Raw genomic sequence first — 19,590 nt, forward strand, 5'->3', positions numbered from 1 at the left:
CATGGTGGGCCAGGCGGACGACGCGGTGTTCCGGGCGGTACGGACCGGGAACCCGTTCGAGGAGACGGTCGAGCGGTTGCTGCAGGCAATCAAGCTCGGTGTCGTCGTGCCTGGCGATCGGTTGCCGTCCGAACGCGATCTGGCCGCCCGGCTGAACGTCAGCCGGGTCACGCTCCGGGAGGCGATCCACGCGCTGGCCGAGGCGGGGTACGTCGAGTCGCGGCGCGGGCGGTACGGCGGGACTTTTGTGAACGAGCAGTTGCCCAAGCCGCGTCGTACGCCGGCGAAGAAGTTGGCGCAGGAGTTGGGCGACGGGTTGGAGGACGCGCTCGTACTGCGTTCTGCGTTGGAGACCGGAGCTGCGGAGGCTGCTGCGTCTCGTGAGTTGAGTGCTGCTGAACAAGAGCATCTGCGCCGGTGCCTGTCCGAAACCTCCACCGCAACACTCACGGACTACCGCCGACTCGACTCCCGCCTGCACTTGGCGATCGCGGAGGTGACGGGCTCTCCATCCCTCACTTCCGCGACCGCCGACGTCCGGATGCGGTTGAACGAGCTCCTCGATGCAATCCCTCTCCTGGAACGCAATATCGAGCACTCCAACGACCAGCATCAAGCGATCGTCGAAGCCATCCTCGCCGGAGATCCGACGCACGCCCGCCAAGCCATGCACGAACACCTTTCCGGCACTGCTGCTTTGCTCCGCGCCTTTCTCGCCTGATTGCTTGACACCACATGTGACGCGTGTCTCAATTGCTCAAAGGTCTAGAGGCGGACCATTGAGGAGGCCCCGGTGAGCACGGACGAGACTGCTGAGCCCTCAACCCAGACCGACGACGAGAAACGCCTGCACCAACTCGGGTACGCGCAGGAACTGTCCCGGACCATGTCCGGCTTCTCGAACTTCGCGGTCTCCTTCACGATCATCTCGATCCTGTCCGGCTGCCTGACGCTGTACGGGTTCGGCATGAACACCGGCGGCCCGGTGATGATCATCTGGGGCTGGCCGATCGTCGGCGTGATGACGTTGTTCGTCGGCCTCGCGATGGCCGAGGTGTGCTCGAGCTATCCGACCGCCGGCGGGCTGTACTACTGGTCCGCCAAACTCGCCCCGTCCAACGGCGCCGCGTGGTCCTGGTTCACCGGCTGGTTCAACTTCCTCGGCCAGGTCGCGGTGACCGCCGGCATCGACTTCGGCGCGGCCTTCTTCCTGAACGCGTTCCTGGACCTGCAGTTCGGCTTCAGCACCACACCCGGTCACACCATCCTGCTGTTCGGCATCATCCTGGTCGTGCACGGCCTGCTGAACTCGTTCGGCGTGAAGCTGGTTGCGCGGCTCAACGACATCAGCGTGTGGTGGCACATCGTCGGCGTGCTGTTCATCGTCGGCGCGCTCGTCTTCGTCCCGGACAAGCACCAGTCGGCCGGCTTCGTCTTCGGTCACTTCGTCAACAACACCGGCTGGGGTTCCACCTTCTACGTGGCCCTGCTCGGTCTGCTGCTCGCGCAGTACACCCTGACCGGGTACGACGCCTCCGCCCACATGACCGAGGAGACCCACGACGCCGCCCGGTCCGGTCCGCGCGGGATCGTGATGTCGATCCTGGTGTCACTCGGCGCCGGCTGGGTCCTGCTGATCGGTCTGACCTTCGCGATCCAGAGCTACGACGGTGCCCTCGACAGCGATATCGGCGTACCGCCGGCCCAGATCTTCATCGACGCGGTCGGCACGGTGACGGCCAAGATCCTGCTGCTGGTCGTGATCGGCGCGCAGCTGTTCTGCGGGATGTCGTCGGTGACCGCGAACTCGCGGATGATCTACGCGTTCTCGCGCGACGGCGCCCTGCCGGGGTCCGCGTTCTGGCACCGGATCAACCCGAAGACCCGGACACCAACCAACGCGATCTGGCTGGCCGCCGGCGGCGCCTTCATCCTCGGCCTGCCCTACCTGTGGAACGCGACGGCGTACGCCGCGGTGACCTCGATCGCGGTGATCGGCCTCTACATCGCCTACGTGCTGCCGACGCTGCTGCGGTTGCTGCAGGGCGACCGCTTCCAGCCCGGACCGTGGAACCTCGGCCGCTGGAGCCGCCCGATCGGCATCATCGCGATCGTCTGGGTCGTGTTCATCACGATTCTGTTCATGCTCCCGCAGGTCAGTCCGGTCAGCGGCAGCACGTTCAACTACACCCCGCTCGCCGTCCTGGTCGTGCTGGGTTTCGCCGCGATCTACTGGTTCGTCTCCGCTCGCCACTGGTTCACCGGTCCCAAGGTCCAGGGCACCGAGGAGGAACTCGCCGCGATCGAACGCGATCTCGACTCGATCTGATCAACGAATTTCAGCCGCTTGCCGTGCACTTGCGCGGCAAGCGGTGTCCTTTGTGTACAACCGGGTGGGCCATCGGTGCCCCGGCACTTTCGTGCCGTCGTGACTGCTCATATCTGGGCAGCGACGGGTGACAGGATGGTGACGAGACAGTTTCCTCATGTGACACTCGCCGTGTCGGATGGTCGTTGACTGTGATAATCGGCGAAGGTAATCCTTCGAGGAGATAGATGACTGACGACGAGTTGGTAGGGCGAGCCGGGCTGGCCGAGCGTGCGAACAAGCAGCTCGAGACCAGCGGAAGCGTGCTGCTCTACGGTCCGACCGGGATCGGCAAGTCCGCCCTCGGTCGTGCGCTCGTCGCGGAACAGGCTCGCGCAGGTGCCCGGGTCCTCAGTGCTGCCCCGTCCCAGTCCGAAGCCGGTCTCCCGTACGTCACGCTCCTCGACCTCCTCTCCAACCAGCTCGAGCTCGCCTGGCAGGTCCTGCCGGACCACCTCCGTCAGCCGCTTGAGGTCGCACTCCTGAAGGCCAGCGCGCCGGACACTGTGCGTGACGAGCTCGCGGTGCGCCTCGCCGTACTTCATGTATTACGGCGCCTCGCCGCCACCGGGCCGGTCCTGCTCGTAGTGGACGACATCCAGTGGGTGGACCCGTCGAGCCTGGAAGTGCTGACGTTCTGCGCTCGCCGGCTGTCCGAAGGCGTGCACATGCTCGCCACTGAGCAGGTGGCCGACGGTGATCTGCCGGTGATGGCGGAGGCGTGCCCGGAGCCGGTGCTTCAGCTGGAGGTCCCGCCGCTCACGGAGCCCGACGTACTCGGCCTGCTCCGGCAGCGGTTGTCCAGCCCTCTCCCGGTGCGTACGGCCCGGCGCATCTTCACGGCGAGCGACGGCAATCCGTTCATGGCGCTCGAGCTCGGTCGCGCCGTACTGCGGCATCCGCAAGGCGTCTCGCCGAACGATCCGCTGCCGGTGTCGAGTCGCCTGAAGACCTTGCTCGGCGACCGCCTGTCCGACCTCACGCCGGGCACGCACGAACTGCTCCTGCACGCGGCGTCGTCGCCGCGCCCGACCACGACCCAGCTCACGCAGTCCTTGCATCGGTCGATCGACACCGAGCTCGCCGAAGCGGAAGCCCTTGGGCTGATCGACGTCTCCGCTGAGCGGTTGCGGTTCACGCACCCGCTGCTCCGAGAGTTCGTGTACGCCGAAGCCACCTCAGCGGCTCGCCGCCAGGCACACGCGCAGCTGGCCGCGGTCGTCGACGAGCCGGTGGAGAACGCGACCCACCGAGCGCTCGCGACCCAAGAGGCCGACCCGGAGCTCGCCACCACGATCGAAGCCGCCGCCGCGGTCGCCGCCGGTCGGGGTGCGCCTGGTGCCGCCGCGACGCTGTGGCGGCTAGCGGCGGAGCGTACGCCGATCACCCTGCCCGACGAACGTGCCCGCCGCCTGACCCGGGCCGCCGATGATGCGGCGGCCGCCGGGCATCTGGCGGAGTCGGCCGACATGGCGCACAGCGCCGTACGGGCTGCGACGACGGCCGAGACCAAGGTGCCGGCGCTGTTGCTGCTCGCGGATGCGGCGTGGCCGGATCGGGATCATCGGGTCGCGTTGCTGGACGAGGCGTTCGAGGCGTCGGTCGGGGATCCGCAGCTCGAGGCGCGGGTCCGGATCCTGCGCAGCCACAGCGAGTACTTCGACCGCCGGCTCGACGAGGCGCAGGAGGACGCGCGGATCGCCGAGCGGCTGGCCCGCGAATGCGGTGACACCGAGGCGTTGGTCGACGCGCTGAGCGCGGCCAGCTCGGTGCAGATCGCTCGAGATGCCGACCAGACCGCGGATTCGCTGCTGCAGCAGGCCGCTGAGCTGGCGCGGGACCTGCCGCTGACCAAGACCGTGGTGAACGCGCGTCAGATGGCGGCGATGCGGGAGCTCTTCCGCGGCCGGACCGCGGAGGCGATCACCTCCATCAGCGCATTGGTCGACGAGGTCCGGGACAACGGCGCGATGCGGTGGTTGGCGTCCGTACTGATCTCCGCGACCGCGATCTACGAGCGCAGCGGGCGTGGCGTGGACGCGCTCGCGGCCGGTCACGAGTGCTATCAGCTGATGCAGGACATCGGTGAAGAGGCCGAGGTCGGCATGATCATCGCCAGCCGCGCGGAGTGGGTCGGCGGTTCGGCGGAGATGGGCCGGCAGTTGGCCGACGCGGCGCTCGAAGGCTGCAAGCTGGTCGGGAACGACGAATGGACCGGACCGGCGTTGGCCTCGCGCGGGCTGATCGGCGTACTGACCGGTGATCCGCAGCGGGCGGTCGAGTCGTTCGACGCGATCGCGGAGTCGGGCGAGGCGGCGATGCCGTTCGACCCGGCGGTGATCCCGTGGCACGCGGACTACGCGGAGGCCCTGGTCGCGGCCGGGCGGTTGGAGGACGCGGCGGCGTTGATCGCCGATATCCGGAGCCGCGCGGACAAGCTGGACCGCGCGGTCGTGCGGGTCGGGCTGGCCCGGTCCGAGGCTCTCCTGATCGCCAAGCAGGGCGATCCGGCCGCGGCGCTGGATCTGCTGGAGGAAACGATCAGCACGGCGGGCGACCGCGTGTACCCGCTCGACCTGGCCCGCTGCGAGCTCACCCGCGGCCGGGTCGCCCGGCAGGCGCGTCGGCGTTCGGTCGCGCGGACGGCGTTCCTGGACGCGATCGAGCAGTTCGAGGCGTACGGCGCTCCCGCCTGGCGCGAGGTGGCCGAGACCGAGCTGGCCAGGCTCGACGTACCGAGCCGCAGCAGGCAGCCGTCGGAGTTGACCGACAACGAGCAGCAGATCGTCGCGATGGTCCGCGACGGCTCGACCAACCGCGAGATCGCCGCCGCGCTGTACCTCTCGGTCAAGGCGGTCGAGTCCCAGCTCACCCGCCTCTACCGCCGGTTCGGCGTCGCCAACCGGACCCAGCTGTTGCGGACGGTCGACCGCCCAAGCCCCTGAGTGACGCAGGGAAACCCTTGTAGTGACCCGTCAGTAGCTTTGTATCCGTTGCCCTCGGATCCCGCATCGACAAGTCTCATTCACGTGACCACCCCTCAACGGGGCGGCCGAGTGAGGCGCGGCCGCCCCGTTGGTCACAATGAAGGGGTGAAGCTCGAACGCAAGCACGCCCTGATCCTGCTCGCCATCGCGGTCTGGAACGTCGTCACGTACCTCCGCTTCATCAAGGCACTCGTCGACGACAGCGGCCGGCCGACCGGGTACTACGTCGCCCACACGATCCTGATCATCGTCAACCTGCTGATCGCGGCGCTGCTCGGCACCTGGGGTGTCCGTGCCTACAAGTCGGCCCGGGTCAACGCTTCACAAAACTCGTCGGCGTGACCCCGAGCATCTTGCGGAAGTGCCGATTCAGGTGGGACTGGTCGTAGAACCCGGCCAGCGTCGCCACCTCGGCGGCCGGGTACCCGTCGAGTAGGTACCGCCGGGCCAGATCGACCCGTCGCCCGGTCAGATACCGGTGCGGCGGCATCCCGAACTCACGGCTGAACGCCCGGACCAGGTGGGCCGGATGGGCGTGCACACGTTGAGCCGCTTGGTCCAGGGTGATCCCGGCCGACACATTGGCGTCCAGTAGATCGCGTAGGTGCGAAGCGACGCTTGGATCCGGCCGGTTCACCGGACCGATCGTGTGCCGACTGAGGTGCTGCTTCAGTCGCTCCTCGATCAGCGTCAGGCGGCTCTGCGCCTCCAGGTCCTCCAGACCGTCAACGAGGACCCCGTGCAACTGGTGGATCCGGTGCCTGAGCAGCGGGTCGACGTACTCGGGCTGGTCGACGGCCGCGCCGATCAGGTTGTCGCCGAGGCGCTGGGGCTCGAGGTAGAGCACGCGCTTGCGGAAGCCCTCGGGCCGGACCGACCGGCCGTCGTGCGGGACGTGCGGCGGGAGCAACGAGACCTGGGCCTGGGCCAGGCCGTGTTCGCGGTGGTCCAGGTCGTAGCGGACCGCGCCCTCGTCGACGATCAGGACGGTCCAGGCGTCGTGTGTGTGGCTCGGATACACGTGGGACGGGAAGTGGGCGTGCAGGACCTCGACGACCCCGCTCAGGCTGGGCCGCCACGCCCGGACCTCAGCGCTGCCGCTCACAGTTAGAACATACGCTCGTGTCGTGAAGATCTACATCAGCGCGGATATGGAAGGCGTCACTGGACTGGTCGACGCGGAGGACGTCCAGCCCCCGGGCCGGGACTACGAACGCGGCCGGGTGCTGATGACCGAGGACGTGAACGCCGCCGTCTGCGGTGCCTACGCGGCCGGCGCGACCGCGGTCATGGTCAACGACGCCCACGGCCCGATGCGCAACCTCCTCCCCGACCTGCTCGACCCCCGCGCCACGCTGATCAAGGGCCGCCCGAAGCCGATGGGCATGATGGAGGGCCTGACACCCGAGTACGACGCGGTCCTGTGTGTCGGATTCCACGCCCGGGCCGGCGTTCTCGGCGTACTGAGTCACAGCTTCATGGGGCACGAGATCGAGGACATCTGGCTCGACGACGAGGCCACCGGCGAGATCGGCCTCTTCCACGCCGCCTCGACGGCGTACGGCGTACCCGTCGCGCTGCTCACCGGCGACGACACCGCCTGCGCCGAGATGAAGGCGTGGGACCCGACCGTCGCCACCGTCGCGGTCAAGTACGCCAAGGACCGCTTCGCCGCCCAACTCGTCCCGGTCGCCCAGGCCCAGTCCACCATCGAGACGACCGCCACCGAATCCCTCCGAGCCCTCCCCGGCCTCACCGCCGACGCCCCGGCCACCCGCACCCTCGCCGTCCGCTGGCAATCAGCCTCGGTGGCCTCCCACCTAACCGCCATCCCCGGCGTAACTCGCCGCGACGACCGCACAGTCACCGTCGAAGGCGAAATGCTCCACCTCTACCGCCTCTTCAACCTCTACCTCCGCGTAGCCACCGCCATCACCTCGAACGCTCCATACTGTTAAGAACGTACAAGACTCGCCCCCTGGTCCGAGGGCAGAGTTGTGAGCTGTGGATAACGAGCCGATCAGATTTGATACGAAGATCGCTGTGCTGTTGCGGGATGACCTGGCCAGCTGGCAGCGACTCAACGTGACCGCGTTTCTGGTGAGTGGGATTGCGGGGACGCACGCGGAGGTCGTCGGGGAGCCGTACGAGGATGCGGACGGGACCCGCTACCTGCCGATGTTCCGGCAGCCGGTGATGGTGTTCGAGGGCAGCAAGGAGTTCATGGCGGTGGCGCACGAGCGAGCCGTGAAGCGTGAGCTCGAGTGCGCGGTGTTCACCCAGGAGTTGTTTGCCACCGGCAATGACCGGGACAACCGCGCGGCCGTGAAGGCGGTTGCGACGAGTGAGCTCGACCTGGTCGGGATCGCCCTCTACGGCCCCAAGAACGCCGTCGACAAGGTCCTCAAGGGCGCCGCCAAACACCCGTGAGCGTCCGGGATCACCGCGGGACGAAGTAGTCCCAGGTGGCGCCGTGGTCGCCGCTGGTTGCGACCTGGGTGGCATGGCGGCCGGAGGTTTGCGGGCTGTAGAGGAGTTCGGCGTTCGTGGTCAGGTTCGTGAGCATGCCCGGTGAGCCGCGATCCGGGTGCGCCGAGCCCTCGGCGATGCGGTAGAGCTGCGGAGTTCGGGCGCCGTCCCGGCTGCCGAGGACGACCGCGGTCCCGTCGTTGAAGGCGACCGGGGCCGCGTTCAGGCGCCACGGCGGGTGTTCGACCGTCGTCCAGTGCAAGCCGCGATCGGTCGAGATCCGCATCGTTGCGACCGTCTCGAACGAGTCGCCGATGTCGACCGCGGTGGTGACGAGGGTGCGGCCGTCCGGGCTGACCGTGAGCCGCCCGCGCTGGTTCTTCTCGTCCAGCGTTGCCGAGTCCCACGACTCACCGCCGTCGTCGGTCCAGACGATGTCGGTCCGGCCGACTCCGGTCAGGAGCCAGCACCGGCCGGTCAGGTCGCAGACCGGCGACCGGGTGCCGGGGGTCTGCAGCATCCGGACGGTGGAGTCGTCGAGGTTCACGACGACGATCGCGCCCGGCACGATCCGATCGGTGAGGATCTCACCGTTCTCGAACGTCGTGGTCGACCCGACGGGTCGCAGTTTCGACGTCACCGGGCCGTCGAAGGTCAACCGGAACAGCAGGGTCGCGTCGCCGGTCAGCGTGCCCTCCGGCGGGGGAGCCACCGCGATCGCCTCGCTCCCGGTCCGCAGCGTCACGTACGGCACCGGCCACTCCGGCGCGACGGCCTTGTCGCCGTCCCGGTCGATCACCGCCGAGTACCGGCAGCCGGGCTCCTTGGCGCAGTCGGACCAGCCGGCCGCCCAGCGGTCCTTGGTCACCATCGCGATCGACCGCACCTGCGCGTCCTCCGCGTTCACCACTGTGTGGCCGTCCTTCGGAGCCGCCGCGGGCGTGTAGGCGATCGGCGGCCGCCCGGACCCGGCCCGCTCGGTGATCCAGAGGACCGACGCGAGTACGACGGACAGCGCGGCGGCCGCGACACCGACGATGATCAGCGGCCGGAACCGGCGCCGGCCACGATGCCGCGACAACCACTCGACCGCGTCGCGGAAGTAGTCGTCGTAGATCTCGCGCAGGCGTTCCACTTCACCCCCTGATAGCGACCGGTCACACGCGGAGGTCGGACGCCTAGCGCGGCAGGCAGTACTTTACCGTCGCCGGAGACCAGTCCGGGCACGACGTCGTACCCGCGGCGCAGCGGATGCACTTGACGCTCAGTGGGGGTTGGCGGTGTAGAGCAGCGAGATGGTGGCGTTCCGGCAGGAGTCCTGGTTGGTGGTCTTGTTGTGGAAACCGATGGATGCTCCGGCGAAGGATGTCGACCCTCCGGGCCCGAGCGTTCGCTCGACGGGCATTCGGGTGTCGAGGAGCACGTAGTCACTGGCATCGCAGGTCCCGGGCGGTGACCCGGGCCGGCGGGTGACGGAGACGATCTCCACGTCGACCGCAGTGATGTAGGTGCTGTCGGTGCTGTTGTTCACGACGAGGCCGGTGACAGCCACGGGCGCGACCTCCGGCGCGAGGCCTTGCATGGTTGAGGTCTGGGTGATGGTCAGCGAATTGTTGCCCGTGACACAGTCCGAGTCCGCTGCCTGTGCGGGTGTTCCGGGGGTCAGGGCGACGGCAGCGCCCGCGACCAACAGGATCACCAGGGCTGTAGGAGCGCCTTTCCGGCGCCGGGACAACACCAGCAGGATCGTGCCCAAAGCGAGGCAGACGGCCGCGATGATCAAGATCAGGCCGGCGGCAGCGCCGATACCGGTGTTCGGCAGTTGGTCGCAGGTCATCGAGTCGCCGCCTCGTCTGCTCGGCCGGGTTCGGTGCCGGGTGTGGTCGTCAGGGGGCCGGCAGGGGTGGGCTGAGGGCTTGGGGTGGTGGTTTCGCGGACGGTGGGTGTGGGTTCGGTGCTGGGGGTGGGTGATTCGGGCGTGACGGGTGTGGATTGCGGGCTCGGGGTGGGTGATTCGGGGGCGGTGGGTGTGGGTTGAGGGCTGCGCGCGAACGGCCTGGGAGCGGCTGGTGCGGGCTGGACGCCTGTGAGCGTCCCGGCTGCGATGGTGACGGCGTCGCGGGAGAGGGCCCGTCCGACCAGTGCGGTGCTCGCTCCGAGGGTGATGGCGCCCTGGGCCAGGATGGTGCCGGACAGGAACGAGTTCGCGCCGGTGTTCGCGGCGCCGCCGACGACCCAGAAGACGTTGGCGGCTTGTGCGCCGTTGGTCAGGGTGACGTGGCTGGCTGCGGCGGTGTTGAAGGCGGCGCCGGTCTGGAAGATGAAGACCGCGTTCGGGTTGCCTTCACCGTCCAGGGTGACGGTGCCGGTCACCGCAAGCGCGGCGGTGCTGTGATGTACGCCGATGTGGAAGGTCCGGCCACCCAGATCCCCGACGATCTCGGTGTGAAGGACGCGCGAGGAGCCGTCCAGCAGAGCTGCGCCCAGGGCGTCCTGGGCCGCGGCGGCGGCGGAATCGCCGGCATGTGTCGTGCCGTCGAGAGTCCCTGGCGGGAATCCGCTGATCTGATCGGCCGGGCTGACGCCGAGATCACCACTCAGATGCGTGCTGCCGTCGTTGACCACAGCGGTCGCTGCCAGCACCGAGTAGGTTGCCGCGGAACCGAGGGACACGATGGCGGGGTTGACCTCCACGGTCAGCGTCTGGACGGCGCCGGTGCCGTTGCCCGAGGGGTCGCGGACCTTGGCCACGACGTTGTAGGAACCCGCCGCGAGGGCGGTACTGGTCACGGTCCAGGTGCCGTTCGAGGCGAGGGTCGTGGAGAGTGTCTGTCCGGGTAGCGTCACGGTGACGGGGCTCCCGGCGGCTGCGTTGCTGGTACCGGTCAAGGTGGGCGTGGTGTCTTTGGTGACCGCCGTACCGCCGCCGTCGATGGTGATGGTGGGGGCAGGTGCGTCGGTGAAGCGAATGAGGTCTCCGGCCAGGGTGACGGCGTCGCGGGAGAGGGCTCGTCCGATCAGTGCGGTGCTCGCTCCGAGGGTGATGGCGCCTTGGGCCAGGATGGTGCCGGACAGGAACGAGTTCGCGCCAGTGGTCACCGCGCCGCCGACGACCCAGAAGACGTTGGCGGCTTGTGCGCCGTTGGTCAGGGTGACGTGGCTGGCTGCGGCGGTGTTGAAGGCGGCGCCGGTCTGGAAGATGAAGACCGCGTTCGCGTCGCCTTCGGCGTTCAGGGTCAAGGTGCCGGTCACGGCGAGTGCGGCGGTGCTGTGGTAGACGCCCGGCGTCAAGGTGGTGCCCCCGAGGTCCAGTGTGATTTCGACGCTCGCCGGCCTCGCCGCCAGCTCGTTGTAGGCACTGTTCAGGGCGGTTTGCGCGTTGGCGGCATGGGTGTCGCCGGCATGGATCTGTCCGCCGACGACGCCTGGGCCGAATCCGCTGATCGACGTGCCGGGACTCACCCCGAGGTCACCGCTGACGACCGTCGGACCGGTGTTCACCACAGCGGTTGCCGCTAGCACCGAATAGGTGTGGGCGGCGCCGAGGAACAGCGGCGCGGACACCACGAAGGGGGCGCTGGACGCCGCAGCCAAGCCAGGGCTCGTGGCGATCAAGGTGTATCCGGTGCCGGGCTGGTCGATCGACAGGCCGGCGAAGGTGGCAACTCCGTCGGAGCCGGTCGTCGCTGTGATCGCACCGCTGAGGGTCCCGTTCGCCGGGTTGGTGCCGATCGCGATCGTCACCACGACTCCAGACGCCGGAAAGGCGTCGCCGGCGGCTGTTCGGAGGGCGACGGTCACAGGCGGCGTGATCGACAGATCGGCGGTGGTGTCCGAGGGCTGGGTGACGAACGCGAGGATGGCAGCGTTGACGACCGTCACGGACTCGGAGGGTGCGCTGCGAGCGGTCCAGGATGCGTAGACGGCGATGACGACGTACATGTACTGCCCGTCCGGGACGCCGGCGTCGATGCAGGTGGTGGCGCCGATGAGCGCGGTGGGGCTGCTGGCGCAGGCCGCCGCGGTCGTAGTACCGATCTGCCGGATGACGTAGTAACCGGCTGGATCCACGCCACCGCTCCCGCGCGCCCAGCTGAGCGGAACATCCGAGGCCGCGGTGTCAGGCACGGTCACGGTGGCAGGCGGTGCCAGGGTGCCTGTCATCGCGGTCGTGGACGTCGAGCCGGACGAGGACCAGTACGCGGATGCTGATGCTGTTGCGGTCAGGATCGCCACGACGACGACGAGCAGGACGAACGCCGGATGTCGGGTGCTGGCACGGGTGGCATGATGCTTGCCGTGGGCGCGCATCCTGGGTGTGCTCATGGTGGTACATCGGCAATCTGTTGCCTTGCGTGGCAGCAGCGACGGGGATACGTCGCCGCGTCAGAGCAGAATCGTTCGGCCGGACACCTCCGGGCGAGCCGCGTGACGGCAACCCACCCGGAGGTGCGCTCCAGAGGGTCAGGAAGCGACGAAGTACAGCGGGACCGCTGCGTTCTTGCACGCATCCTGGTTGAGGCCGGTGTTCGCGAGTGTCACCGTTGCCGTGCCTGTCCTACTTTCGCCGACGGGAATGGCTCCGGCGACGGGTGCGGTGGTGACGGCGGCGGTGTAGTCAGCGATCAGACAACCCGTGGGCGGCACCCAGGCGGTCCCGGTAGGCCCGGCCATCGTGACCGTCACATTCGTCAGAGACTGAACGCCGGGTCCAGGGTTGGTGACGGTGAAGCCGACTGTCTGGCCGGCGTTGCCCGGGGCAATGGTGCCGACAGCGTCCTCGCTGGTGATGGTGAGCGCGGTACTCGTACCGGTCGACGCTGCGCCAGATCCGGTACCGGTCGACGTCCAGTACGCGAACGCGACGCCGGCGCCGGTCAGGCTGAGCACTGCCAGGAGAGTGATGATGATGCGTTTCTTGCGGCGTGAGTTCGTACCGGCCATGACGGCCTCCCCGTGATTGATGTGCATTTGGCACGCAGCCACAACGCGATTCACCGCAGGGACCGCCCCCCAGACGGGGGCTACCACACCGAACGTAACACCTCGACTCCGGATTGTACGGAAAAGTACGCAGAAACCTTTCAACCGTGATACAGCAAACTTCGTTGTCGTGGACAACGAAACAGGACGGCAACGCTCAGACGCGGCGGAAGATCAGGGCGCGCTTCACTTCCTGGATCGCCTTGGTGACCTCGATACCGCGCGGGCAGGCGTCCGTGCAGTTGAACGTGGTCCGGCAGCGCCAGACGCCTTCCTTGTCGTTCAGGATCTCCAGCCGCTGCTCGGTGCCCTCGTCGCGGCTGTCGAAGATGAACCGGTGCGCGCCGACGATCGCCTGCGGGCCGAAGTACTGGCCGTCGGACCAGAACACCGGGCAGGACGTCGTACAGGCGGCGCAGAGGATGCACTTGGTGGTGTCGTCGAACCGGGCCCGGTCCTCCGGGGACTGGATCCGCTCCCGGGTCGGCTCGTGGCCGCTGGTGACCAGGAACGGCATCACCGAGCGGTACGCCTCGAAGAACGGGTCCATGTCGACGACCAGGTCCTTGAGCACCGCGAGGCCCTTGATCGGCTCGACGGTGATCTCCTTGTGCGGGTTCAAATCCTTGATCAGCGTCTTGCAGGCGAGCCGGTTGCGGCCGTTGATCCGCATCGCGTCCGAGCCGCAGACCCCGTGCGCGCAGGACCGCCGGAACGTCAGCGTGCCGTCCTGCTCCCACTTGATCTTGTGCAGCGCGTCCAGGACCCGGTCGGTCGGCTGCAGGGTGACGGAGTACGTCTTCCACTCGGCCTCGTCGAGGACCTCGGGGTTGTACCGGAGGATCTTGACCTTGACGTCCATCAGTACTTGCGCTCCATCGGCTTGTACCGGGTCTGGATGACCGGTTTGTAGTCGAGCCGGATATTGACGTTGCCTTCGGCATCGATCTCGCGATACGCCATCGTGTGCCGCATGAAGTTCACGTCGTCACGGGTGGCGTAGTCCTCGCGGAAGTGACCGCCGCGGGACTCCTTGCGGGCCAGCGCCGACACCACGAGCACCTCGGCCAGGTCCAGCAGGAAGCCCAGCTCGACCGCCTCGAGCAGATCGGTGTTGAAACGCTTGCCCTTGTCCTGTACGCCGACCTGGGCGAAGCGGAGCTTGAGCGCCTCGATGTCGACCAGCGCCTGCTTCAGCGAACCCTCGGTCCGGTACACCTGCGCGTTCAGGTCCATCGTCGCCTGCAGGTCGAACCGAATCGCCGCGATCCGCTCCTCGCCGGGGGAGTTGCGCAGTCCCTCGACCAGGTCGACGACGTACGCCTGCGGGTCGGCCGGGAGCTCCTCGAAGTCCGCGGTCTCGGCGTACTCCGCCGCCGCGATCCCGGCGCGCCGGCCGAAGACGTTGATGTCGAGCAGCGAGTTCGTGCCCAGCCGGTTCGCGCCGTGCACGGAGACGCAGGCGACCTCGCCGGCGGCGTACAGGCCGGGGATCACGTTGTCGTTGTCGGCCAGCGCCTCGCCCTTGATGTTGGTCGGAATGCCGCCCATCGCGTAGTGCGCGGTCGGGAACACCGGGATCTGCTCGGTGTACGGCTCCACGCCCAGGTACGTCCGCGCGAACTCGGTGATGTCCGGCAGCTTCGCGTCGATGTGCGCGGGCTCCAGGTGGGTCAGGTCGAGCATCACGTACGCGCCGTCCGGACCGCAGCCGCGACCCTCGCGAACCTCGTTCGCCATCGCGCGGGCGACCATGTCCCGCGGTGCGAGGTCCTTCACGGTCGGGGCGTACCGCTCCATGAACCGCTCGTTGTCCTTGTTCCGCAGGATCCCGCCCTCACCACGGGCGGCCTCGGACAGCAGTACGCCGAGACCCGCCAGGCCGGTCGGGTGGAACTGGAAGAACTCCATGTCCTCCAGCGGCAGGCCCTTGCGCCAGACGATGCCCATCCCGTCGCCGGTCAGCGTGTGCGCGTTGGACGTCGTCCGGAAGACCTTGCCGAAACCGCCGGAGGCGAAGATCACCGACTTGGCCGAGAACACGTGCAGCTCACCGGTGGCCAGCTCGTAGGCGACCACACCACTGGCCTTGCCGTCGGTCATCAGCAGGTCGAGAACGTAGTACTCGTTGAAGAACTCGACGTTCTGCTTGATGCACTGCTGGTACAGCGTCTGCAGGATCATGTGGCCGGTCCGGTCGGCCGCGAAGCAGGACCGGCGTACGACGGCCTCGCCGTGGTTACGGGTGTGTCCGCCGAAGAACCGCTGGTCGATCTTGCCCTCGGCGGTCCGGTTGAACGGCAGGCCCATCTTCTCCAGGTCGAGGACCGCGTCGACGGCCTCGCGGCACATCACCTCGGCCGCGTCCTGGTCGACCAGGAAGTCACCACCCTTGACCGTGTCGAAGGTGTGCCACTCCCAGTTGTCCTCCTCGACGTTCGCCAGCGCGGCGCACATGCCGCCCTGGGCCGCGCCGGTGTGCGACCGGGTCGGATAGAGCTTGGTCAGCACCGCGGTCCGGGTCCGCTTGCTCGACTCGAGGGCGGCGCGCATACCCGCTCCACCCGCGCCGACGATGATGACGTCGTACTGGTGCTGTTGCATTTCTTCCTTACTTACAGACCGACAGCGTGCTGTTCGGGTCTAGGCAGGGGTCGAAGGTGAAGATCACCAGGGTGCCGAGGACGACGATGACGATCGCCGCCGTGATCAGCAAGGCCTTGAGCCAGAACCGGGTCTGGTCCTTCTCGGCGTAGTCGTTGATGATCGTGCGCATGCCGTTGCTGCCGTGCAGCATCGCCAGCCACAGCATCAGCAGGTCCCAGACCTGCCAGAGCGGGTTGGCCCACTTGCCGGCCACGAAGCCGAAGTCCAGTGCGGTGATCCCGCCGCCGAGCATCAGGTTCACGAACAGGTGACCGAGCACCAGGATGACGAGGGCGAGCCCGGACAGCCGCATGAACAGCCAGCTGTACAGCTCGAAGTTGGTCTGACCGGACCGGTTCCGGCCGCCGCCCTTCAGCGAGCGGCTGCGCGAACTCGACCGCGGGGCAGCGATGTCGGACATCTCAGCCTCCGAACACGTGGGTCAGATGGCGGATGACGAACGGCACGAACAGGACCACCCAGATCACTCCGACACCGATCATCAGCTGCCGCTGGTAGCGCGGGCCCTTGGCCCAGAAGTCGACCAGGATCAGCCGGATGCCGTTGAACGCGTGGAACAGGATCGCCGCCACCAGCCCGACCTCGAGCAGGCCGACGATCGGGTTCTTGTAGGTGCCGATGACCTCGTTGTAGGCCTCGGGCGAGACCCGGACCAGCGCGGTGTCGAGCACGTGCACCAGCAGGAAGAAGAAGATCCCCACACCGGTGATGCGGTGCGCCACCCACGACCACATGCCCTCCCGGCCGCGGTAGAGCGTGCCGGCTGGTTTGCTGGGCACCAGGTCCTCCTCGTCGAAATCACCAGGTCGTCTTGATGCTAGACCCGCTGCTTGAGGTGAAATGTCCTGACAGATGTGACATCGATCGCGAGCGTGTGATCTCGGTCGCGTCGATGCCTGACCGAGGGGAGAGATTACGGTGAGTTTCTGGATCTGTGCGACCTGTGCGGTCGAGCACTCCGAACAGGTGGAGGTCTGCGCGATCTGTGCCGACGAACGCCAGTGGGTGCCGGCCGACGGCCAGCACTGGACCACCCTCGAGGAGCTGGCCGCGGCCGGCACCGAGGTCACCATCGAGGAGGTCGAGCCGGACCTGTACGGCGTCCGCTCGAAGCCGCCGGTCGGGATCGGCCAGCAGTCGATGCTCGTCCGGACCGCCGAGGGCAACCTGCTCTGGGACCCGGTCGGGTACGTCGACGACGACGCCGTACGCCGGATTCGTGAGCTGGGCGACGTGGTCGCGATCATCGCCAGCCACCCGCATATGTACGGCGTCCAGGTGGAGTGGAGTCACCGGCTCGGCGACGTCCCGGTGTACGTGTCCGAGGCCGACGCGGAGTGGGTGGCGCGGCAGGACCCGGTGATCAAGACCTGGTCCGGCAAGCTCAACCCGCTGCCGGGTGTGACCGTGATCCAGCCGGGCGGGCACTTCCCCGGCAGCGCGGTGGTGCACTGGGCGAATGGTGCCGAGGGCAAGGGTGTGATCCTGTCCGGCGACACGATCTTCGCCAACCCGGACCGCACCTCGGTCAGCTTCATGCGCAGCTACCCGAACCGGATCCCGCTCTCCGGCGCGGTCGTCGACCGGGTCGCCCGCTCGCTGGAGCCGTTCGAGTACGACCGGCTCTACAACAACTTCGGCTCGGTCATCCCGGTCGACGCCAAGGCCGTCGTCCGCCGCTCCGCCGACCGCCACGCCGCCTGGACCCGCGGCGACTACGACCACCTCACCTGATCCATAACGACAGGACGTATACGCCCACTGGACCCGGCGGCACGCTCAGGAGAGTGAGAGGTAGTGCCGATCCCGGCACTACCTCCTGTTCTTATGCAGCGAGCCGGCCTTCGGCGAGGCGGGTGTGGAGGGCGAGCATGTGGCGGATGCAGGAGTCCCAGTCGTAGAGCTCGGCCCGGCGGCGGGCCGCGGCTCTGCGGCCGGGGAGCTCGGCCAGGTCTAGGACGGCGTCGGCCAGGGAAGCCGCGTTGGCGGGGGCCCAGCGGCCGCAGCTCTCGTCGACCAGTTCGCGGGCGCCACCGGCGTTCGCCGTGACCACGGGAGTGCCGGCGGCGAGGGCCTCCAGGACGGCCAGGCCGAAGGTCTCGCCGGGGCAGACGGACAAGGCGATGTCAGCCTCGGCGAGGTGACGGGCGAGGGTCTGCCGGCCGTCGACGTAACCGTGGAAGATGATCGGGGCGTCGCCGGCGATCTCGAGCAGCTCGTCGAGGTGCGGACCCGAGCCGTAGACGTCCATCCGCACGTTCACACCGCGACGGTGCAGCTCTGCCGCGGTGGCGACCGCGAGGTGCGGGCTCTTCTCGCGGGACAACCGCCCGGCGTGCACCAGCTTGAGTACGCCGTCGTCCACCGGCTCGGCCAGTGATGGGTGGAAGGTGTCCAGATCGACGCCGAGCGGGATGCGGACCAGCGGCGTGGTCACCTCGTCGAACTCGGCCGCCGCATACCGCGAGGTCACCACGACGGCGTCGTACGTCCGGCTGAGGATCTTGTAGAGCGCGCCGACCCCGGCGATCACGCCCTGGCGGTACTGGGCGCCTTCGCCGCCGAGCTTGCGCGGCCGGGCCGTGTACAGCGAGAGCATCGCGTCCAGCCGTTCGTGGCTGAACAGGATCGAGCCGATGTCGTTCTTGCGGGCCCACCGCGCGACCGGGAGCAGGGTGGACTTGTCCGAGATCTCCACGGTCGTGGGGCGGAACTTCTCCAGCGTCTCGATCACCTTCCAGGGGTCGGTGATCAGGCGATATCCACCGGCGATCTTCAGCGCCTTCGTCCGGACCACGGTGCCGAACTCGGTCTCGACCACCACGTCCTTCTCGCCCGGGGTAATCACGATCCGCTCGGCGCCGGCTTCGACGTACCCCTGACCGACGTGCTCGATCGCGGTCCGCATCCCTCCCGACGTCGGCCCGACAAAGTTGGCCAGCTGGGCGATGCGCAACCGGGTCATGCGGCTCGCCGGAGGGCTGCGGCTTCGGCTAGGACCTCGGCGTAGTGGCGGTCGACCAGGTCGTCGACGACCGCCGGCCAGGTCTTCGTCTGCACTCGTTCCAGGCCGCTGACGGCCATCCGGGCGCGGGCTGTCGGGTGGTCGAGCAGGGTCTTGACCGCCTGCCGTAGCGATCCCGGTTGGCCCGGTTCGAACAGCAGGCCGTTCTCACCCGGGTGGATCAGGTCGAGCGGCCCGCCTGCGGCTGGGCCGACGGTCGCGACGCCGGAGGCCTGCGCCTCCTGGATCGTCTGGCAGAAGGTCTCGTGCTCGCCGGTGTGCACGAACACGTCCAGGCCCGCGAAGATCGAGGCCAGGTCGGCGCCCCGGCGCATCCCGAGGAACGTTGCGTTCGGCAAGGAATGCTCGAGCGACGCCCGGTCCGGTCCGTCGCCGACGACGACGATTCGGCAATCCAGGTCGGTCAGTTCGGCGAGCCGGCGGACCTTCTTCTCGGCGGCCAGCCGGCCGACGTACCCGACGATCGGCTTGCCGTCCGGGGAGATCTCCCGGCGCCAGGCCTCGTCGCGGTGCTGCGGGTCGAAGAGGTCGAGGTTGACGCCGCGACCCCACAGGTGCACCCGCGGTACGCCGCCTTGGACCAGGGACCGCACCGACGTGGTCGAGGGGGCCAGCGTCCGGTCGGCGCGCGAGTGGGTACGCCGTACCCAGCGCCAGATCCCGCGGTCCGCAGCGGCGAACCAGGGGTACTGCCGTGCGAACCCGGCGATGTCGGTCTGGAAGATCGCGACCGTGGGCAGGCCGAGCTTGCGGGCCGCGCGCAGGCCGTACGCGCCGATGATGAACGGCGACGCGAGGTGGACGAGGTCCGGTCTGAAGTCGGCCATCGCCCGTTCGATCGAGGGATCGGGCAGACCGACCGGGAACTCCTTGTAGCCGGGTGTCCGGAAGCTCCGGGCCCGGATCACCGGGACGTCGGCGTACCGGTCGGGACCGGGGCCGGGGGCGATGATCAGCAGGTCGTGCCCGCGGGCACGCAGCCGGTCGGCGACGTGGCGAGCCGTGTTCGCCACGCCATTGATCTGAGGCAGGAAGGTCTCAGCCACCATCACGATGCGCACACTCCGGAGGTTCCCCACCGCGCATGAACC

At 68.2% G+C, this 19,590-nt stretch carries 18 protein-coding genes; 7 read left to right on the forward strand and 11 right to left on the reverse strand.

Going from position 1 to position 19,590, the window contains the following annotated elements; all coding sequences use genetic code 11:
• The first annotated feature begins 1 nt into the window (after window position 1).
• From AB0L70_RS16240 to AB0L70_RS16255, 4 genes are all read left to right on the forward strand, one after another.
• Window positions 2-721, forward strand: coding sequence for an FCD domain-containing protein (locus AB0L70_RS16240; protein ID WP_363684576.1), 720 nt, complete (start codon window positions 2-4; stop codon window positions 719-721).
• A 72-nt stretch (window positions 722-793) separates the two neighbouring features.
• Window positions 794-2,329, forward strand: coding sequence for an amino acid permease (locus tag AB0L70_RS16245; protein ID WP_363684578.1), 1,536 nt, complete (start codon window positions 794-796; stop codon window positions 2,327-2,329).
• Window positions 2,330-2,556: 227 nt separating this feature from the next.
• Complete coding sequence (locus AB0L70_RS16250) at window positions 2,557-5,313, forward strand: AAA family ATPase (protein WP_363684580.1); 2,757 nt, start codon at window positions 2,557-2,559, stop codon at window positions 5,311-5,313.
• 147 nt (window positions 5,314-5,460) lie between these two features.
• A complete protein-coding gene (locus AB0L70_RS16255) occupies window positions 5,461-5,697 on the forward strand; it encodes a hypothetical protein (protein ID WP_363684582.1) in 237 nt (78 codons plus the stop codon).
• On the opposite strand, the gene AB0L70_RS16260 is transcribed toward AB0L70_RS16255, so the two are convergent.
• Window positions 5,669-6,460: an AraC family transcriptional regulator gene (locus AB0L70_RS16260; RefSeq protein WP_363684584.1), complete on the reverse strand. Its 792-nt coding sequence runs from the start codon at window positions 6,458-6,460 to the stop codon at window positions 5,669-5,671. The two genes, AB0L70_RS16255 and AB0L70_RS16260, sit on opposite strands and share 29 nt — an antisense overlap.
• A gap of 22 nt (window positions 6,461-6,482) precedes the next feature.
• Between AB0L70_RS16260 and AB0L70_RS16265 the strand changes: the two genes are divergently transcribed.
• Complete coding sequence (locus AB0L70_RS16265) at window positions 6,483-7,313, forward strand: M55 family metallopeptidase (RefSeq protein WP_363684586.1); 831 nt, start codon at window positions 6,483-6,485, stop codon at window positions 7,311-7,313.
• Window positions 7,314-7,398: 85 nt separating this feature from the next.
• Entirely contained in the window at window positions 7,399-7,785 is a 387-nt protein-coding gene (locus tag AB0L70_RS16270; RefSeq protein ID WP_363684588.1) for a DUF2000 domain-containing protein, read from the forward strand.
• 10 nt (window positions 7,786-7,795) lie between these two features.
• Here AB0L70_RS16270 and AB0L70_RS16275 read toward each other — a convergent pair whose 3' ends face one another.
• From AB0L70_RS16275 to sdhC, 8 genes are all read right to left on the reverse strand, one after another.
• Window positions 7,796-8,959 (reverse strand): hypothetical protein, encoded by a 1,164-nt coding sequence (locus tag AB0L70_RS16275; protein WP_363684590.1) that lies wholly within the window; start codon window positions 8,957-8,959, stop codon window positions 7,796-7,798.
• A 129-nt stretch (window positions 8,960-9,088) separates the two neighbouring features.
• The gene (locus AB0L70_RS16280; protein WP_363684592.1) at window positions 9,089-9,661 is read right to left on the reverse strand and encodes an LPXTG cell wall anchor domain-containing protein; all 573 of its coding nucleotides are present in this window, start codon (window positions 9,659-9,661) and stop codon (window positions 9,089-9,091) included.
• Window positions 9,658-12,150: an ice-binding family protein gene (locus AB0L70_RS16285; protein WP_363684594.1), complete on the reverse strand. Its 2,493-nt coding sequence runs from the start codon at window positions 12,148-12,150 to the stop codon at window positions 9,658-9,660. Before AB0L70_RS16285 ends, AB0L70_RS16280 begins: the two co-directional genes overlap by 4 nt.
• Before the next feature lie 138 nt (window positions 12,151-12,288).
• Entirely contained in the window at window positions 12,289-12,768 is a 480-nt protein-coding gene (locus tag AB0L70_RS16290; protein ID WP_363684596.1) for a hypothetical protein, read from the reverse strand.
• Between the two features lie 196 nt (window positions 12,769-12,964).
• Window positions 12,965-13,669, reverse strand: a complete 705-nt coding sequence (locus AB0L70_RS16295; RefSeq protein WP_363684598.1) for a succinate dehydrogenase iron-sulfur subunit — start codon at window positions 13,667-13,669, stop codon at window positions 12,965-12,967.
• Window positions 13,669-15,411: a succinate dehydrogenase flavoprotein subunit gene (gene sdhA, locus AB0L70_RS16300; RefSeq protein WP_363684600.1), complete on the reverse strand. Its 1,743-nt coding sequence runs from the start codon at window positions 15,409-15,411 to the stop codon at window positions 13,669-13,671. Before sdhA ends, AB0L70_RS16295 begins: the two co-directional genes overlap by 1 nt.
• Window positions 15,412-15,418: 7 nt before the next feature.
• Window positions 15,419-15,874: a succinate dehydrogenase hydrophobic membrane anchor subunit gene (locus AB0L70_RS16305; RefSeq protein ID WP_363684602.1), complete on the reverse strand. Its 456-nt coding sequence runs from the start codon at window positions 15,872-15,874 to the stop codon at window positions 15,419-15,421.
• 1 nt (window position 15,875) lies between these two features.
• Complete coding sequence (sdhC, locus tag AB0L70_RS16310) at window positions 15,876-16,253, reverse strand: succinate dehydrogenase, cytochrome b556 subunit (protein ID WP_131352855.1); 378 nt, start codon at window positions 16,251-16,253, stop codon at window positions 15,876-15,878.
• A 139-nt stretch (window positions 16,254-16,392) separates the two neighbouring features.
• Between sdhC and AB0L70_RS16315 the strand changes: the two genes are divergently transcribed.
• A complete protein-coding gene (locus AB0L70_RS16315) occupies window positions 16,393-17,208 on the forward strand; it encodes an MBL fold metallo-hydrolase (protein ID WP_363684604.1) in 816 nt (271 codons plus the stop codon).
• 91 nt (window positions 17,209-17,299) lie between these two features.
• Here AB0L70_RS16315 and AB0L70_RS16320 read toward each other — a convergent pair whose 3' ends face one another.
• A complete protein-coding gene (locus AB0L70_RS16320; RefSeq protein WP_363684606.1) occupies window positions 17,300-18,439 on the reverse strand; it encodes a glycosyltransferase in 1,140 nt (379 codons plus the stop codon).
• Window positions 18,436-19,560: a glycosyltransferase family 1 protein gene (locus tag AB0L70_RS16325; protein WP_363684608.1), complete on the reverse strand. Its 1,125-nt coding sequence runs from the start codon at window positions 19,558-19,560 to the stop codon at window positions 18,436-18,438. Before AB0L70_RS16325 ends, AB0L70_RS16320 begins: the two co-directional genes overlap by 4 nt.
• Window positions 19,561-19,590 lie beyond the last annotated feature (30 nt).

The sequence above is a fragment of the Kribbella sp. NPDC051952 genome (genome assembly GCF_040680855.1).
In the GTDB taxonomy this organism is placed as follows: Bacteria; Actinomycetota; Actinomycetes; order Propionibacteriales; family Kribbellaceae; genus Kribbella.

Coding starts and splice junctions, on each gene's coding strand:
- AB0L70_RS16240 (WP_363684576.1), top strand. CDS start 2: ATGGTGGGCCAGGCGGACGACGCGGTGTTCCGGGCGGTACGGACCGGG.
- AB0L70_RS16250 (WP_363684580.1), top strand. CDS start 2,557: ATGACTGACGACGAGTTGGTAGGGCGAGCCGGGCTGGCCGAGCGTGCG.
- AB0L70_RS16280 (WP_363684592.1), bottom strand. CDS start 9,661: ATGACCTGCGACCAACTGCCGAACACCGGTATCGGCGCTGCCGCCGGC.
- AB0L70_RS16285 (WP_363684594.1), bottom strand. CDS start 12,150: ATGAGCACACCCAGGATGCGCGCCCACGGCAAGCATCATGCCACCCGT.
- AB0L70_RS16290 (WP_363684596.1), bottom strand. CDS start 12,768: ATGGCCGGTACGAACTCACGCCGCAAGAAACGCATCATCATCACTCTC.
- AB0L70_RS16295 (WP_363684598.1), bottom strand. CDS start 13,669: ATGGACGTCAAGGTCAAGATCCTCCGGTACAACCCCGAGGTCCTCGAC.
- sdhA (WP_363684600.1), bottom strand. CDS start 15,411: ATGCAACAGCACCAGTACGACGTCATCATCGTCGGCGCGGGTGGAGCG.
- AB0L70_RS16305 (WP_363684602.1), bottom strand. CDS start 15,874: ATGTCCGACATCGCTGCCCCGCGGTCGAGTTCGCGCAGCCGCTCGCTG.
- AB0L70_RS16320 (WP_363684606.1), bottom strand. CDS start 18,439: ATGACCCGGTTGCGCATCGCCCAGCTGGCCAACTTTGTCGGGCCGACG.